This is a genomic window from Microbacterium meiriae, assembly GCF_025143875.1.
Taxonomy (GTDB): Bacteria; Actinomycetota; Actinomycetes; order Actinomycetales; family Microbacteriaceae; genus Microbacterium; species Microbacterium meiriae.
The window spans coordinates 1-14,949 of the sequence record NZ_JAMBDU010000008.1 but is presented as its reverse complement, the minus strand read 5'-3'; the positions used below and the strand labels follow the sequence as shown (position 1 = coordinate 14,949).

Annotated in this window: 16 protein-coding genes; 8 read left to right on the top strand and 8 right to left on the bottom strand. The window is 70.1% G+C overall.

Going from position 1 to position 14,949, the window contains the following annotated elements; genetic code table 11:
* Positions 1–35 precede the first annotated feature (35 nt).
* Positions 36–626, top strand: a complete 591-nt coding sequence (locus tag M4D53_RS06915) for a 2'-5' RNA ligase family protein (RefSeq protein ID WP_259952953.1) — start codon at positions 36–38, stop codon at positions 624–626.
* Positions 627–732: 106 nt separating this feature from the next.
* Here M4D53_RS06915 and ccsB read toward each other — a convergent pair whose 3' ends face one another.
* The 5 genes from ccsB to M4D53_RS06890 are packed head-to-tail and all read right to left on the bottom strand — an operon-like array spanning position 733 to position 5,412.
* Positions 733–1,713, bottom strand: coding sequence for a c-type cytochrome biogenesis protein CcsB (gene ccsB / locus M4D53_RS06910; RefSeq protein ID WP_025104442.1), 981 nt, complete (start codon positions 1,711–1,713; stop codon positions 733–735).
* A 9-nt stretch (positions 1,714–1,722) separates the two neighbouring features.
* Positions 1,723–3,504 (bottom strand): cytochrome c biogenesis protein ResB, encoded by a 1,782-nt coding sequence (gene resB / locus M4D53_RS06905; protein ID WP_259952952.1) that lies wholly within the window; start codon positions 3,502–3,504, stop codon positions 1,723–1,725.
* A gap of 16 nt (positions 3,505–3,520) precedes the next feature.
* Complete coding sequence (locus tag M4D53_RS06900) at positions 3,521–4,285, bottom strand: cytochrome c biogenesis CcdA family protein (RefSeq protein WP_259952951.1); 765 nt, start codon at positions 4,283–4,285, stop codon at positions 3,521–3,523.
* 16 nt (positions 4,286–4,301) lie between these two features.
* Positions 4,302–4,952, bottom strand: a complete 651-nt coding sequence (locus M4D53_RS06895; RefSeq protein WP_187663330.1) for a TlpA family protein disulfide reductase — start codon at positions 4,950–4,952, stop codon at positions 4,302–4,304.
* Positions 4,953–5,007: 55 nt separating this feature from the next.
* Positions 5,008–5,412: a MerR family transcriptional regulator gene (locus M4D53_RS06890; protein WP_187663329.1), complete on the bottom strand. Its 405-nt coding sequence runs from the start codon at positions 5,410–5,412 to the stop codon at positions 5,008–5,010.
* 55 nt (positions 5,413–5,467) lie between these two features.
* On the opposite strand from M4D53_RS06890, the gene M4D53_RS06885 reads away from it, so the two are divergent.
* Positions 5,468–6,361: an NAD(P)/FAD-dependent oxidoreductase gene (locus M4D53_RS06885; protein ID WP_259952948.1), complete on the top strand. Its 894-nt coding sequence runs from the start codon at positions 5,468–5,470 to the stop codon at positions 6,359–6,361.
* Between the two features lie 67 nt (positions 6,362–6,428).
* On the opposite strand, the gene M4D53_RS06880 is transcribed toward M4D53_RS06885, so the two are convergent.
* Together M4D53_RS06880 and M4D53_RS06875 are read right to left on the bottom strand one after the other, a co-directional pair.
* Entirely contained in the window at positions 6,429–7,070 is a 642-nt protein-coding gene (locus M4D53_RS06880) for a histidine phosphatase family protein (RefSeq protein WP_259952947.1), read from the bottom strand.
* A 1-nt stretch (position 7,071) separates the two neighbouring features.
* Positions 7,072–7,461, bottom strand: a complete 390-nt coding sequence (locus tag M4D53_RS06875) for a DUF5684 domain-containing protein (protein ID WP_126894018.1) — start codon at positions 7,459–7,461, stop codon at positions 7,072–7,074.
* A gap of 132 nt (positions 7,462–7,593) precedes the next feature.
* Here M4D53_RS06875 and aspS point away from each other — a divergent pair, with 132 nt between their 5' ends.
* Positions 7,594–9,372 carry an aspartate--tRNA ligase gene (gene aspS, locus M4D53_RS06870; RefSeq protein ID WP_259952945.1) on the top strand — a complete coding sequence of 593 codons (1,779 nt, stop codon included), beginning with the start codon at positions 7,594–7,596 and terminating at the stop codon, positions 9,370–9,372.
* A gap of 103 nt (positions 9,373–9,475) precedes the next feature.
* Here aspS and M4D53_RS06865 read toward each other — a convergent pair whose 3' ends face one another.
* A complete protein-coding gene (locus M4D53_RS06865; protein ID WP_187664096.1) occupies positions 9,476–10,249 on the bottom strand; it encodes a sulfite exporter TauE/SafE family protein in 774 nt (257 codons plus the stop codon).
* Between the two features lie 107 nt (positions 10,250–10,356).
* Here M4D53_RS06865 and M4D53_RS06860 point away from each other — a divergent pair, with 107 nt between their 5' ends.
* The 5 genes from M4D53_RS06860 to M4D53_RS06840 all read left to right on the top strand — a co-directional run.
* Positions 10,357–10,872 carry a GNAT family N-acetyltransferase gene (locus M4D53_RS06860; RefSeq protein ID WP_259952943.1) on the top strand — a complete coding sequence of 172 codons (516 nt, stop codon included), beginning with the start codon at positions 10,357–10,359 and terminating at the stop codon, positions 10,870–10,872.
* Between the two features lie 135 nt (positions 10,873–11,007).
* Positions 11,008–12,147, top strand: a complete 1,140-nt coding sequence (locus tag M4D53_RS06855; protein WP_187663323.1) for an ABC transporter substrate-binding protein — start codon at positions 11,008–11,010, stop codon at positions 12,145–12,147.
* Positions 12,144–13,082 carry an ABC transporter permease gene (locus M4D53_RS06850; protein WP_396817560.1) on the top strand — a complete coding sequence of 313 codons (939 nt, stop codon included), beginning with the start codon at positions 12,144–12,146 and terminating at the stop codon, positions 13,080–13,082. The genes M4D53_RS06855 and M4D53_RS06850 overlap by 4 nt, the downstream gene beginning before the upstream one ends.
* Positions 13,079–13,870, top strand: coding sequence for an ABC transporter permease (locus M4D53_RS06845; protein ID WP_259952941.1), 792 nt, complete (start codon positions 13,079–13,081; stop codon positions 13,868–13,870). The genes M4D53_RS06850 and M4D53_RS06845 overlap by 4 nt, the downstream gene beginning before the upstream one ends.
* On the top strand, positions 13,867–14,949 hold a 1,083-nt coding region (locus M4D53_RS06840), incomplete at its 3' end, for an ABC transporter ATP-binding protein (RefSeq protein ID WP_259952939.1). The genes M4D53_RS06845 and M4D53_RS06840, both read left to right, overlap by 4 nt.

Here is a 14,949-nt window from a genome sequence, read left to right as displayed (position 1 = left end):
ACGGACGCGACGACGACACCCCGTACCCTCGTGCCATGCGCCGACCGTTCATGGACACTCCGGACCAGCTCGCGAGCCTCGAAGGACAGCAGTATCTCGTGCTCCGGCCGACGGAGGCCGTCGCTTCTGAATATCGGGCCATCCAGGAGGGCGCGCTCGATCGCCTGGGGACGCCCCTGCGGCATCCGCACACGGAGCACGTGACGCTTCGCGGCTTCTTCGAGCCGGAGCGCCGGGAGGAGCTGCGGGCCCTGATCCGCGCCTGGGCCGCGGAACAGAGTCCTCTCGAACTCACCGCCGACGCCGTGGACGTCTTCCCCGCGCCGTGGCAGATCGTGATCCTGCGCCTCGCCCGCACCCCCGCGCTCGTGCACGCATACGCCTCGCTGACGGAGGTGCTCCGGCCGACGGACTTCCGTCGCCTCGACGAGCTCTCCGTCGAGGACTGGACCTTCCACCTCTCGGTGCTCTACGGCAAGACGCTGGATCCCGAGACATGGCAGCAGCTCGCCGCCACCGAGGTCCGTCCGCTCACCCCCGCGCCGACGGAGGTCGTCACCGAGGCCGAGTTCGTCTGGTACGAGGGCGGCGTCGAGCACGCCGAGGTCATCCCCCTCCGCGGCTGAGCTCCGTCCCGGCGGGCACGACTTCGGAGATGCCGGACGACACACCGCGACCGAGGTCCGCCCGTCGGCGTGCCCCTCGCGATCTCCGAAGCTGTGCTCGGCCGGTTCAGCTCAGGCCGGAGTAGGCGTGCAGGCCCTTGAAGAAGACGTTGACGATGGTGAAGTTGAAGATCACGGCGGTGAAGCCGACGATCGACAGCCAGGCCGAAGGGTTGCCGCGCCAGCCGCGGGTCGCCCTGGCGTGGATGTACCCGGCGTAGAGCACCCAGATCACGAAGGTCCAGGTCTCCTTCACGTCGAAGCCCCAGAAGCGGCTCCACGCGTAGTACGCCCAGATGGACCCGGCGATGAGGGTGAAGGTCCAGAGGATGAAGCCGATGATCGTGAACAGGTACGCCAGGCTCTCCAGGCGCTCCGCCGGCGGGAACGTGCGCAGGAAGCCGGGGCCGGTCTTGGCCGCCCCCTCACCGAGCAGCCGCTCGCGCCGGGCCTGCATGAGCTGGATCACCGAGAGCGCGAAGGCGAGGGCGAAGAACGCTGTCGCGAGCGAGGCGACGAACACGTGGATGATCAGCCACACGCTCTTCAGCGGGTCCATCAGCGGCGAGACCTCGACGTAGAAGTTCGTCGCGCCCAGCCCGAGCAGCACCACGACGAGGCCCGTGATGAAGGTGCCGAGGAAGCGCAGGTCGAGGCGGGTGAGCACCGCCAGGTAGACGGCGATGATGAGCAGCGTTCCGACCATGCCGAACTCGTACAGGTTCGCCCACGGCACCCGACCGGCCGCGATGCCGCGCGTCACAGCGGCGGCGAGGTGGAACACGAAGCCGAGCACGGTGAGCGAGGTGCCGATTCGCGCCATGACGAAGCGCTGCGGCTTCGGAGCTCCGGGCGCATCGACGGGTGCGGAAGCCGAGACGCCACCGGAACGACCGGCGGCCACGAGCTCGCCCTCGCGGACGGTGTGGGCGTCGGCCGTCGCCTGCGAGCGGCGCGCGAGATCGAAGGCGTAGGCCACGAAGGCCGCCGCGTAGATCGCGATCGCCGTCCACAGCAGGACGGGCGAGATCACGGTGAGCTCGAGCATGGTGTCAGTCTACTTTCCGGGTGCCGGGGCCGCAGGGTCCGCGGCGGCGTCCGCGGCATCCTCGTCGGCGTCTTCAGGGGTACGGGCGGCCGTGCCGCCCGCGGCGTCGAGCAGCCGGGCGTGCCCGGCACGGAGGTCGTCCACGGCGCGGGCCAGCGTGGGGTCTTCCCCTCGAGCCAGGGCCGCGTACTCGAGGTCGACCGCGCCGTCCGTCGCGGTGGCCTTCACCCACACGCGCCGACGCGGCACGAACAGGGCGAGCATGAGGCCGCCGAGGGCGAGCAGCGCGAAGCCGAGCACGAACACCCCGGACTCGTCGCGGTGGATCTGCAGGGAGGCGAAGCGCTTGACGGACTCCGAGGTGTCGGTGGCGCCCTCCGGCGACTCGTCGTCGAAGGTCACCGAGCCGAGGCCGTTCGGCAGCTGCGCGGTCTCACCCGGGGACAGCTCGATCGACTCGACGTCGGTGCTGCGTCCGGTGAGCTTGGTCATGTCGGAGGTGTCGAGCACGTAGACCGAGCGCGGCACACCGTCGTTGATCCCGAGGTCACCCGTGTACACGTCGAGCGTGAGCGTCGGGTTCGTGAGGTCGGGGTACGCCGAGAAGAAGGCGCCCGTGTCGAGCACGCCCGTGGTCGGGTAGAAGAAGCCGACGAGGCCCACCTGCTCGGCCAGGCCGTCCGGGACCTTGAGCACCCCGAGCGAGGTCATGTTGTTGTCCTGTGGGAGGAACGGCGTGCTGTTGTGGAACACCACGTTTCCCTCGGGGTCGCGCACCGTCACCGTCGGGGCGTACCCGTTGCCGAGCAGGAACACGTCGTCGTCGGCCACGCCCAGCGGCTCGTTGACCTTGACGGCGCCCTCGCGCTCCTCGCCGTTCTCCTGGATGGTCATGTTCGCGGAGAAGTTGCCCGCCTGGCCGGAGCCCGGCTCGCCGAACGGCTGATACGTGACGTCGAAGGAGTCGAGCCGCATCGAGTACGGCGCGAAGGAGTCGTCGGCCACGAAGCGGCCACGGTTCATCGAGTCGTAGTCGAGCAGCGTGTTGGCGAAGGTCTCCCCCTCGACGAGCACGCGCTGCCCGGTGTAGGCGAAGCCGCCGCCGACGCCGATCGTCACGAGCACGCCGACGAGGGCGAGGTGGAAGAGCAGATTGCCCGTCTCCCGCCAGTAGCCGCGCTCGGCCGACACGGAGTACGTGCGCCCCCGGTCGTAGCGCTCCACGCGGTAGCCGAGCGCCTTGAGCTGCTTCGTGGCGACGTCGATCGAGGCGGCCGCCTCCGCAGCGGCGTCTCCGGTGCGGGTGCCGGAGTCGGCGACCGTGTCGCGGGTGACGGCGCGGTAATCCTCCAGGCGTCGCAGTCGCGCGGGCGTGCGCGGCGGACGGGCCTGCAGCGCCTTCGCGTGGTGCTTGATGCGCGGGATGACGCAGCCGACGAGCGAGGTGAACAGCAGCAGGTAGATCGCCGAGAACCAGGGCGACAGATACACGTCGAAGAGCTTGAGCCCGTCGAGCACCGGGAACAGATCGGGGTTGTCGCGCTCCCACTGCGTCACGCCGTTCGGGTCGGCCATCCGCTGCGGGAAGATCGACCCGGGGATGGCCGCGATCGCCAGCACGAGCAGCAGGACGAGCGCCGTACGCATGGAGGTGAGCTGCCGCCACCCCCACCGCAGCCAGCCGACGAATCCGAGGCGCGGCTGGGTGATCGTGTCGTCGCCGTCGACGTGGTCGGACGGGCGGAGCGGATCGCTGGAGTCGTTGGTCACGGCACCCTTGTTCTTCGTCATGGTCGTCTCGGAGCGGTCAGAGCGGGAGGATGACACTGCCGATCACCGCCGTCAGCCGCGACATGATGTCGGTCCACAGGCCGGTGACCATCAGGACACCGAGGAGGATCAGCAGCACGCCGCCGAGGATGTTCACGACCCGGATGTGGCGGCGCAGGAACCCGATGGCCTTGGTCGCCCAGCCGAAGCCGAGGGCGACGAGCAGGAACGGGATGCCGAGTCCCAGCGAGTAGGCGAGGCCGAGGAACCCCGCACGCACGGGATCTCCGGCATTGAAGGAGAGCGCGAGGATGGCGGCGAGCGTCGGGCCCATGCAGGGCGCCCAGCCGATGCCGAGCGCGACGCCGAGGAGCGGAGCACCGACCATCCCGGCCTTCGAGTCGACGTGGAAGCGGACCTCCTTCTGCGCGAACCCGAAGAGCCCGAGGAAGACCAGGCCCATCGCGATGATGACGACGCCGAGGATGCGGGTGATGAGGTCGCCCCACTGGAGCAGGAACACGCCAGCAGTGCCGCCGAGCACCGTGTAGAGGATGAAGACCACGGTGAAGCCGAGGATGAACAGCAGCACGCCGAGGACGGGGCGGCTTCGGGTGGCCGTCTGGGTGGTGCCGCCGGTCGTCGACGATCCCCGCGGTGCCACGGCTCCGCCGAGGAAGCCGAGGTAGCCGGGCACGAGCGGGAGCACGCACGGCGAGAGGAACGAGACGAGTCCGGCGAGCATGGCCACCGGGATCGCGATCCAGAGGGCGCCGGAGCCGATGATCGCTTCGGGGCTCATGACGACCTCGCGGACATCAGGAGTCCTCCGCGAGCGCGTCCTTGACGAGCGTGGAGAGGACGGAGGTGCCGTCGATCGGACCGATGATCTTCGCGGCGACGCGCCCCTGCTTGTCGAGCACGAGCGTGGTGGGGGTCGCCGAGATCGGCACGACCTTCGCGAAGGCGAGCTTGGCTTCGGCGGTGTCGACGTCGATGAGGCTCGGGTACGTGATCCCGAACTCGTCGGCGAACGCGGCCGCGGTGTCGGCCTGATCCCGCGTGTTGATGCCGATGAACTGCACGTCCGCGTCGCTGTGCTCCTGCCAGACCGCCTCCAGGTCGGGGGCCTCCACGCGGCACGGGGCGCAGCCGGCGTACCAGAAGTTGACGACCGCGACCTGTCCTGCGATGTCGGCACTGTCGAAGTCCTCGCCGTGCTCCGTGACTCCGGCGAACTCGACCGGCTCGCCACGCTCGGCGACGGGGATCTCGACGATCGCGCCGTCGGCGGCGACGTACCCGGTGTTCTCGCCGCTCAGGAACGACTCGCTCACGGCGTCGGGGGCGCAGGCGCTCAAACCGACGGCGAGCACCGCAGCGAGCGCGGCTCCGCCCAGGCGGCCGAGGGGCCGAAGACGGGAGGGGCGGCCGTTGCGGATCGGGTGAATCCTGGAAGCGCGGGACACGTCTCCGAGTTTACGCAGAGCTTCCTATGCATCGGCCGGGTACCCCCGGGGGGAGTCAGAAGCGCGCGAGCACGTCGTCCACCCCGGCGCGGAACCGCGGACAGGTCGCGATGTCGTGCGCCCGGCACCCCATAGCGTGCTCCGTCATTTCCCGGGATCGGCGCATCTCCTCCATCCGCCTGTCGAGGTCGTCGAGATGCTGCTGCAGCACCTGATGCCGGCCCGCGCTGCCGTCGTCGAGGAGCACGGCGATCTGGTCGAGGCTCATGCCGGCGGCCTTGCTGCGCTGGATGACGGCGATGCGCACGACCTCGTCCTCGCCGTAGCGACGCCGGCCCGCCGCGTCCCGGGGTGGCCGCAGCAGGCCGACCGTCTCCCAGTGCCGCAGGACGTTCGTCGGCAGGTCGAAACGCGCGGCGACCTCGCCGACGGACCAGGGATGCAGGTCGCTTGACTTCATGTTGACATGAAGTCACAGACTGGTGCCGAACGCAAGACGCGAGAAGGGAACCCCCATGTACGACGCGATCGTGATCGGTGCCGGCCCCGCCGGACTCCAGGCGGCGCTCACCCTCGGACGGATGCATCGGCCGGTGCTCCTGCTGGACTCCGGCGAGTACCGCAATGGCACCGTGCAGCACATGCACAACATGATCGGTGCCGATGGGAGGGCCCCGGCGGACCTCCGCGCCCAGGCCCGGGCCGAGCTCGCGGCCTATGCGGACGTCGAGGTGCGGGACGTCGCGGCGCAGCGGATCTCCGGCGACGCGGAGACGGGGTTCTCGGTGAGCCTCGCCGACGGGTCGGTGACCGACGCACGACGGGTGATCCTGGCGACCGGCGTCGCGGACGACCTCCCGCCGGTTCCGGGTCTCGCCGAGCTGTGGGGCGTCCGGGTCTTCAGCTGCCCGTTCTGCGACGGACACGAGCACGCCGGGAGGCCGATCGCGATCCTCGGGGCGGCGCCCCGGGCAGCCCATCTGATCGGGTTGCTCGGCCGGATCGTCGGCGAGATCACGGTGGTCCCGGTGGGAGAGCCGTTCGCTGCGGAGGACCGTACCGCGCTGGAGGAGCTCGGGGTACGGGTGGCCTCCGCTCCGGTCGAGGCTGTCGCCGCGCACGGGGACGGGGTGCGGGTGCGCAGCGCCGAGGGCGACCTCGACGTCGCGGGCGTGTTCGTGGCCTCCGGCACGATGCGACACCGGGCGCCCTTCGCCGCCGACCTCGGGCTGCGGATGCTGGAGTCGGGGTCCATCGAGATCGACGAGTTCGGGAGGACGTCACTTCCGGGGGTCTTCGCGGCGGGCGACCTCGCCCATCGCGCGACCCTCCCCGGCCCGATGGCCTCGGTCCTGCTCGCCGCCGCCGCGGGACAGCTCGCCGCGGTGGGGGTGCTCCAGTCCCTCTGACTTCGAATCGCCCGATCGGTCCCATCTCCGGGCCGGATGGGGCCATTCAGGCGATTCGAACAGGGGGTCAGACGGCCCCGACGTCGACAGCACCGCCGGTCGCGGCGGGCTCGGCGTAGGAGACCTCGCGCCAGACGTCGCCCACGCGTTCGAACGAGGTCACACTCGACAGGGCGCAGCGGCGGGTCCGCGGGTCATGCTGCAGCGGGAGGCCGGCCACGCGGAGGTGCGTGATCCAGATCGGCGCCTGATGCGACACCATCACGATGTCCCCCGCGGTCGGGATCTCGGCCGCGGCCGTCCATGCCTCGTCCATCACGCCGAGCATGCGCTCCGCGATCGAGGCGTACGGCTCCCCCCAGCTCGGCAGCGACGGCTGGCGCAGGTGCCACCAGTTCACCGGATTCATCAGCGACCGCCGCATCCGGGTGCCCTCGAACACGTTCGTCGGCTCGATCAGGCGGATGTCCGTCTCGGGTTCGAGGTCGAACACCTCCGCGAAGGGGGCGGCCGACTCCTGCGCGCGCTCCAGAGGCGACGCGAACAGCGCGGTCACCGGATCGCCGAGCCCGGCCACATGCTCCGCCGCCGCCTGCGCCATCTCCTCCCCCGCGGTGCTGAGGTGGTAGTCGGGCAACCGTCCGTAGAGCACGCGGGACGGGTTGTGCACCTCACCGTGGCGAACGAGGTGCAGAAGTGATGCCGCCACGTCAGACCTCGCGGTAGCGGGAGTCGCCGAACCCGAGGATCAGATAGCCGATGTAGGGGAAGAGGAACAGCAGGAAGAAGGAGAACACCCCGCCCTTGCCGAAGCGCGCGCCGAGTTTGAACGCGACGATGACACCGAGGATGAAGTTCGCGATCGGCACGAGGTAGAGCAAGGCGAACCAGCCCGACATCCCGGCGATCTTCACGAGGAACACGACGTTCACGATCGGGATGATCGCGAGGATTCCGGGGTAGCCCGCCTTCGTGAACACCTTCCACAGGCCGACCACGACGAGGATATAGAAGATGAGGGCGATGAGTCCCGTCGTGCCGGAGAAGATCGCGCCGAACAGGTCGGGAAGGCCGTTGCCGTCCGAGATGGAGAGGTTCATGGGGGTGCGCCTTTCGTCGTGGCGATCCTACTGAGGTGCCGCTGCTCCGCGCAGGCGACCCGGCCGGGAAGGGCCGGGACGCCCGCGTAGACTGGGCGGGTTCATCTTTCCCCGGATCAGGAGGAATCCTCCGTGCTGCGCACCCACTCCGCAGGCTCCCTGCGCGCCGAGAACATCGGTCAGACCGTCACCCTCACCGGGTGGGTCGATCGTCGTCGTGACCACGGAGGCGTCGCTTTCATCGATCTGCGGGACGCGTCGGGCATCGCCCAGGTCGTCATCCGCGACGAGGAGATCGCCCACCCGCTGCGCAACGAGTTCGTCCTCAAGGTCACCGGGGAGGTGTCGCGTCGCCCCGAGGGGAACGCGAACCCGAACCTGCCGTCCGGCGAGATCGAGGTCATCGCGGCCGAGGTCGAGGTGCTGAACGAGTCGGCGCCGCTGCCGTTCCAGGTCTCGACCGCTCTGGCCGACACCGAGACCGTCGGCGAGGAGGCACGCCTCAAATATCGCTACCTCGACCTCCGCCGCCCGGCCGCCGCCTCCGCGCTGCGCCTGCGGTCCGACGTCTACAAGGCGATCCGCGACGTCCTGCACGCCGAGGACTTCACCGAGGTCGAGACCCCGACCCTCACCCGTTCCACGCCGGAGGGCGCCCGCGACTTCGTCGTCCCGGCCCGTCTGCACCCGGGCAGCTGGTACGCCCTGCCGCAGTCCCCGCAGCTCTTCAAGCAGCTGCTCATGGTCGGCGGTGTGGAGAAGTACTTCCAGATCGCCCGCTGCTACCGCGACGAGGACTTCCGCGCCGACCGTCAGCCCGAGTTCACGCAGCTCGACATCGAGATGAGCTTCGTCGACCAGGAGGACGTGATCGCCCTCATGGAGTCGCTCATCGTGGCGATGTGGAAGACGATCGGCGTCGAGGTGCAGACCCCGCTGCCGCGGATGACGTACGCCGATGCCATGGCGAAGTACGGCTCCGACAAGCCCGACCTCCGCTTCGGGCTCGAGCTCGTCGAGGCGACCGAGTACTTCACGGACACCCCGTTCCGCGTGTTCCAGGCCGAGTACGTCGGCGCGGTGCGCATGCCCGGCGGTGCGAGCCAGCCGCGCAAGCAGCTCGACGCGTGGCAGGATTGGGCCAAGCAGCGCGGCGCGCGCGGTCTCGCCTACGTGCTGTTCAACGAGGACGGCACCCTGGGCGGCCCTGCCGCGAAGAACCTGTCCGAGGCCGAGCAGGCGGGACTGGCGGAGTTCGTCGGCGCCGAGCCGGGCGACTGCGTGTTCTTCGCCGCCGGTGCCACCAAGGAGAGCCGGGCGCTGCTCGGCGCCGCACGGGTCGAGATCGGCCGTCGCCTCGGGTACCTGAACCCGGACGAGTTCGCCTTCACGTGGGTCGTCGACGCCCCGATGTTCGAGCCGGCCGCGGATGCGGTCGCCTCCGGAGACGTGGCCGTGGGTGCGGGCGCCTGGACGGCCGTGCACCACGCGTTCACGGGCCCGAAGCCCGAGTTCGAGGACACGTTCGACACCGACCCCGGATCGGCCCTCGCCTACGCGTACGACATCGTGTGCAACGGCTCGGAGCTCGGCGGCGGGTCCATCCGCATCCACCGCGAGGATATCCAGAAGCGGGTCTTCGAGGTCATGGGCATCAGCGACGAGGTGGCGCAGGAGCAGTTCGGCTTCCTCCTCGACGCGTTCAAGTTCGGCGCTCCCCCGCACGGCGGCATCGCGCTCGGCATGGACCGCGTGCTCCAGCACCTGACCAAGACCGAGTCGATCCGCGATGTCATCGCCTTCCCGAAGTCCGGCAACGGCTTCGATCCCCTCACCTCCGCTCCCGCTCCGATCACCCCGGAGCAGCGCGCCGAGGCCGGTGTGGACTTCACACCCGAGGACGAGGCCTGACCCGCCGACACCCTGTCTTACCGCCGAGACCCCGGGACACTGCCGCCGGCAGCCCGGGGTCTCGTCGCGTACCCGGGGTCTCGGCGAAGAAAGAAAGGGAGAATCAGGCGAAGAGGGGGGCGAGGTTCTCGTTCCACACGTCGACACCGAGCTTCGCGATGAGAGCCACCACCACGACGAGGAACACCACGCGGATGAACGTCGTGCCGCGGGAGATGGCCATCCGCGAGCCCAGGTAGCTGCCGGCGACGTTCGCGACCGCGAGGATGCCCCCGAGCAGCCACAGCACCGAGCCGTGCGGGATGAAGAGGAGCAGCGCCCCCGCGTTCGTCGCGAGATTCACGATCTTGGCCTTCGCGCTCGCCTGCAGGAAGTCGTACCCCAGCAGCGCGACGAGGGTGATCACGAGGAAGGTGCCCGTCCCCGGACCGATCATCCCGTCGTAGAACCCGATGCCGAGCCCGGCCAGCCCGGCCATGATGTGGTGCTTGTGCCCGTGGAAGCGCAGCTGCGTCGCCGCCCCGAGCTGGGGACGGAGCGCCGTGAACAGGGCGACCGCCAGCAGCGCGATCACGATGATGGGCTTGAAGGCGGCCGGGGGCAGCACCGTCGCGACCGCCGCGCCGCCGAACGAGCCGATCAACGCGATCACCGCCATCGGCAGGGCCGTGCGGAGGTCGGGCTTGGCACGGCGGTAGTAGGTGATGCTGCTGGTCGCGGTCCCGAACACGGAGGCGAGCTTGTTCGTCGCGAGCGCCTGGACCGGGGCGATGCCGGGGATGAGGAGCAGTGCCGGAAGCTGCAGCAGTCCTCCGCCGCCGACGACCGCGTCGATCCACCCGGCACTGAACGCCGCCACGATGATGAGGATCAACATCCCCCAGGTGAGCTGCTCGAGTCCGAGGAGGCTGCCGATATCCACCCCGCCATGATTCCAGACCCGCGGGCACCGTCACGCATCCGCGCCGCTGGCAGACTGGGGTCATGCTTCCCGCTCTCCCGCTGCCGCACCCGTTCGCGTCGAGGAGCGGGGACGCCGTGCTCCGGAGAGCGAGCGAGGCCGACACCGACGCCGTCATCGCGCTGCTCGCCGACGACCCGATCAGCGCCGCCCGCGGCGACGTGGCCTCCGACGAGGACCGCCCGGCGTACGAGCGCGGCCTCCGCGAGATCCTGGCCGATCCCTCCAACGACGTCCTCGTGGTCGAGCTCGACGGCGCGGTGGTCGGCACCCTCCAGCTCACGTCGATCCCGGGCATGGCACGCCGCGGCGCCCGGCGGCTGCTCGTCGAGGCGGTCCGGGTGCGCAGCGACCTCCGCTCGTCCGGCATCGGCTCCGCGGTCATGCGGTGGGTCGGCGATGCCGCGGCGCCCGCCCTCGGCGCGGCCATGGTGCAGCTCACCTCTGACGCCGCCCGCACCGACGCACACCGGTTCTACGAGCGCCTCGGCTACGTGGGCTCGCACCGCGGCTTCAAGTACACGGTCCGGCACGACTGATCCCCCGGCGCATCCCTGCGCCACCCGCCCGACACCGACCGTTCACCCGCGCCGCTCCCCGCGGCTACCTCGGGCTCATAGTGTCCTCTCGCAACCCGACACCGGCGTGCAACGCCGGACACCGAGAGGACACTCATGGCACGCTCCATCCGCCGCGCACGCATCGGCGCCGGCATCGCCCTGGCCACCACGGCCGTCATCGCACTGACCTCCTGCGCCTCGGCGACCGACGCCCCGGCCGCCGGCGACGACGCCGTGGACGCGGCGAGCGCGACGTCGGTCGAGGACTTCGGCTCGTTCGCCGACCTCGAGGCCGCCGCGAAGGAGGAGGGTCAGCTCAACGTCATCGCCCTCCCGCGCGACTGGGCGAACTACGGCGAGATCCTCGACCTCTTCGCCGAGAAGTACCCCGAGATCACCATCAACGAGGCGTCGCCCGACGTCTCCAGCGCCGAGGAGATCCAGGCCGCCGAGACGAACAAGGGCCTCGACACCGCCCCCGACGTCTTCGACCTCGGCCTCACCGTCGCTCTGCAGAACACCGATGCCTTCGCTCCTTACAAGGTCCAGACCTGGGACGACATCCCCGACGAGCTGAAGGAGCCCACCGGCCTCTTCGTCGGCGACTACGGCGGGTACATGTCGATCGGCTACGACTCCTCGAAGTTCGAGGCGCCGGCCGAGCTGTCCGACCTGCTCTCCGCCGACTACAAGGGTGCCGTGGCCATCAACGGCGACCCGACGCAGGCCGGCGCCGCCTTCGCCGCCGTGGGCCTGGCGACGGTGCAGTCGGACGGCACGCTCGACGACTTCCAGCCGGGCATCGACTTCTTCGCCGACCTGCAGAAGGCAGGGAACCTGCTCAAGGTCGACGTCACGACCGCGACCGTCGCCAGCGGCGAGACCCCGGTCGTCTTCGACTGGGACTACCTGAACGCCGCGCACACGGCCGACAACCCGAACTGGAAGGTCGAGGTCTTCGACGGCACCGGCTACGCGGGCTACTACAACCAGGCCATCAACGTCGACGCGCCGAACCCGGCGGCCGCGCGTCTGTGGCAGGAGTTCCTCTACAGCGACGAGGTGCAGAACCTGTGGCTGAAGGGCGGCGCCCGTCCGGTGCGCATGGAGGCGATGACCGAAGCGGGCACGATCGACGAGAAGCTCGCGGCGGCTCTCCCGGAGGCTCCGGAGGAGACCGTCGTGCCGACCGAGGAGCAGTCCGAGAACGCCGGCACGCTGCTCGGCGAGAAGTGGGCAGCGGCGGTCCAGTGACCTCTCTCGTCGCACCGGGGGTGGATGCCGCGGCGTCCGCCCCCGTCACCGCCGCCGGACCCGCGTCGCACGCGCGGGCCCGGCGGTCTGCGCCGTCCACGGCGTGGCTGGGGCTCGTGCCCTTCGCCGCCTACGTGCTGCTGTTCCTCGCCCTGCCCACCGTGCTCGCGATCGGCTCCGGGTTCTTCGACGGCGACGGCGCTTTCACCTGGACGAACGTCGCCGCCCTCGGCGACCCCGTCGTGCTCACGACCTTCGCGAACTCGGCGAGGCTCTCCCTGCTCACCGCGGCGGTCGGCGCCACCGTCGGTGCCCTGGTCTCCTATGCGTTGCTCGGCATGAACCCGGACGGCGTCGTGCGGCGATCCGTGGACGCGGCCGCCGGGGTCCTCGCGCAGTTCGGCGGCGTCATGCTCGCCTTCGCCTTCATCGCCATGATCGGCATCCAGGGCGTGGTCACCGTCTTCCTCCGCGACACGTTCGGCATCGATATCTTCGCCGAGGGCACCTGGCTGTACGAGCTGCCCGGCCTCATCCTCCCGTACATCTACTTCCAGGTGCCGCTCATGGTCATCACCTTCCTCCCCGCCCTCGCCGCCTTGAAGCCGCAGTGGGTCGAGGCGAACCTCACCCTCGGGGGCAGCAGGGCGAGCTTCTGGCTGCGGATCGGCCTCCCGGTGCTGGCGCCGTCGTTCCTCGCGAGCCTGCTGCTGCTCTTCGCGAACGCGTTCTCCTCCTACGCCACGGCCGCGGCGCTCGCGAGTCAGGGCTCGCAGATCGTCCCGCTGCAGATCCGCACGGCGCTCACGAGCGAGACGCTGCTCGGCCGGGAGAATCTCGCGGGCGCTCTCGCCCTCGGCATGATCGTCGTGGTCGGCGTCGTGATGGCGCTGTACTCGGTCATCCAGCGACGCGCCGCGCGGTGGCAGGCATGAACGGCCTCGCCCCGTCCCGCGCAACCCGTGCGGTGATCGGCATCGTGGTCGGCGCGTTCTTCGCTGTGCCTCTCGTGTCGACGTTCCTCTTCACGCTGCGCGGCACGGACGGTCTCTCCTTCGCGCACTGGGCCGCCCTCGTCGACCCCGCGGCGTCGGCGAGCCTGAAGCCCATCTGGACGGGGCTCGGCAACTCGCTGATCCTCGCGGTGGTGACAGTGGCGATCGTGCTGTTCCTCCTGGCCCCCACGATGATCCTCGTGAACCTGCGCTTCCCCAGACTGAAGGCGGCCTTCGAGTTCGTCGCGCTCCTCCCGATCTCGATCCCCGCGATCGTCCTCGTGGTGGGCCTCGCGCCGATCTACCTGCAGATCGGGCGGACCCTCGGCACCGGCACCTGGACCCTCGCCTTCGCCTACGGCGTCACAGTCCTTCCCTTCGCGTTCCGCTCGATCCAGGCGTCCATCGATGCCGCCGATCTGCGCACGCTGTCCGAGGCAGCACGCTCGCTCGGGGCGGGGTGGCCGACGGTCGTGCTCCGCGTCCTCGCGCCGAACCTCCGACAGGGCCTGCTCGCCGCCGCGCTGATCTCCATCGCGGTGGTGCTCGGGGAGTTCACGATCGCGTCCCTCCTCAACCGGCAGGTCTTCCAGACGGCGATGGTCGTGGTGCAGAAGCAGGACCCGTTCGCGCCCGCGATCTTCACGCTGCTCGCCCTGCTGTTCGTCTTCCTCCTGCTCCTGCTCATCGGCCGCGTCGCCCGCGGTCCGCGAAAGGCCCGCTCATGACCCTCGATCACGCGCTCCCGCGCACCAAGGACAACCTGCTGCTCGCCCAGGCCGGCGAGGGCACGCGGGTCGAGCTGCAGGGCATCGTGAAGAGCTACGGCGGCACGAGGGTGCTGCACGGCGTAGACCTCGACATCGCTCCCGGGGAGTTCGTCTCGCTGCTCGGTCCGTCCGGCTGCGGGAAGACCACCCTGCTCCGCGTGCTCGCCGGACTCGAGGGCGCCGACGAGGGGACCGTCCTCCTCGGCGGCGGAGATGTCTCGCGTGTGCCGACCAACCGGCGCGACATCGGGATGGTGTTCCAGTCGTACTCGCTGTTCCCGCACCTCCGCGTCGTCGACAACACGGCCTTCGGGCTCCGTCGTCGGGGTGTCGGCAAGGGTGAGGCGGCGCGACGGGCCCTCGACGCGCTCGCCCTCGTGGGTCTGGCCGACCTGGCCGACCGGTTCCCGCATCAGCTCTCCGGCGGGCAGCAGCAGCGGGTGGCCCTGGCTCGCGCCCTCGTCACGGAGCCTCGGGTGCTGCTGCTCGACGAGCCGCTGTCGGCACTCGACGCGAAGGTGCGCGTGCAGCTCCGTGACGAGATCCGGCGCATTCAGCTGCGGCTCGGCATCACGACCGTGTTCGTCACGCACGATCAGGAGGAGGCCCTCGCGGTGTCCGACCGGATCGCGGTCATGAACGCGGGTCGCATCGAGCAGATCGGCTCCCCGGAGGAGCTGTACACCACCCCCGCGAGCGCCGAGGTCGCCGCGTTCGTGGGCCTCTCCAGCGTCGTGTCCGGGGTCGCCGAGGGCGATCACGTCGTCGTGTGGGGGCAGCGTCTTCCCTTGCAGACCCCCGCCGATGGCCCCGTCGACGTGTACCTCCGCCCGGAGAACGTGCGCTTCACCTCCGCGGAGGATGCCGCCACAGATGCCCTCGTGGAGGAGAGCACGTTCCTCGGCAGCATGCGGAGAACCCTCGTGCGCACCGAGTCGGGCGAGCTCGTCCGCGTGCAGCACGCACCCACCGTGCACCCGTCGTTCGGCGACCGCGTCCGGATCGCGGTGACCCCTGTCCCGGTGGTCGCGCGTCCG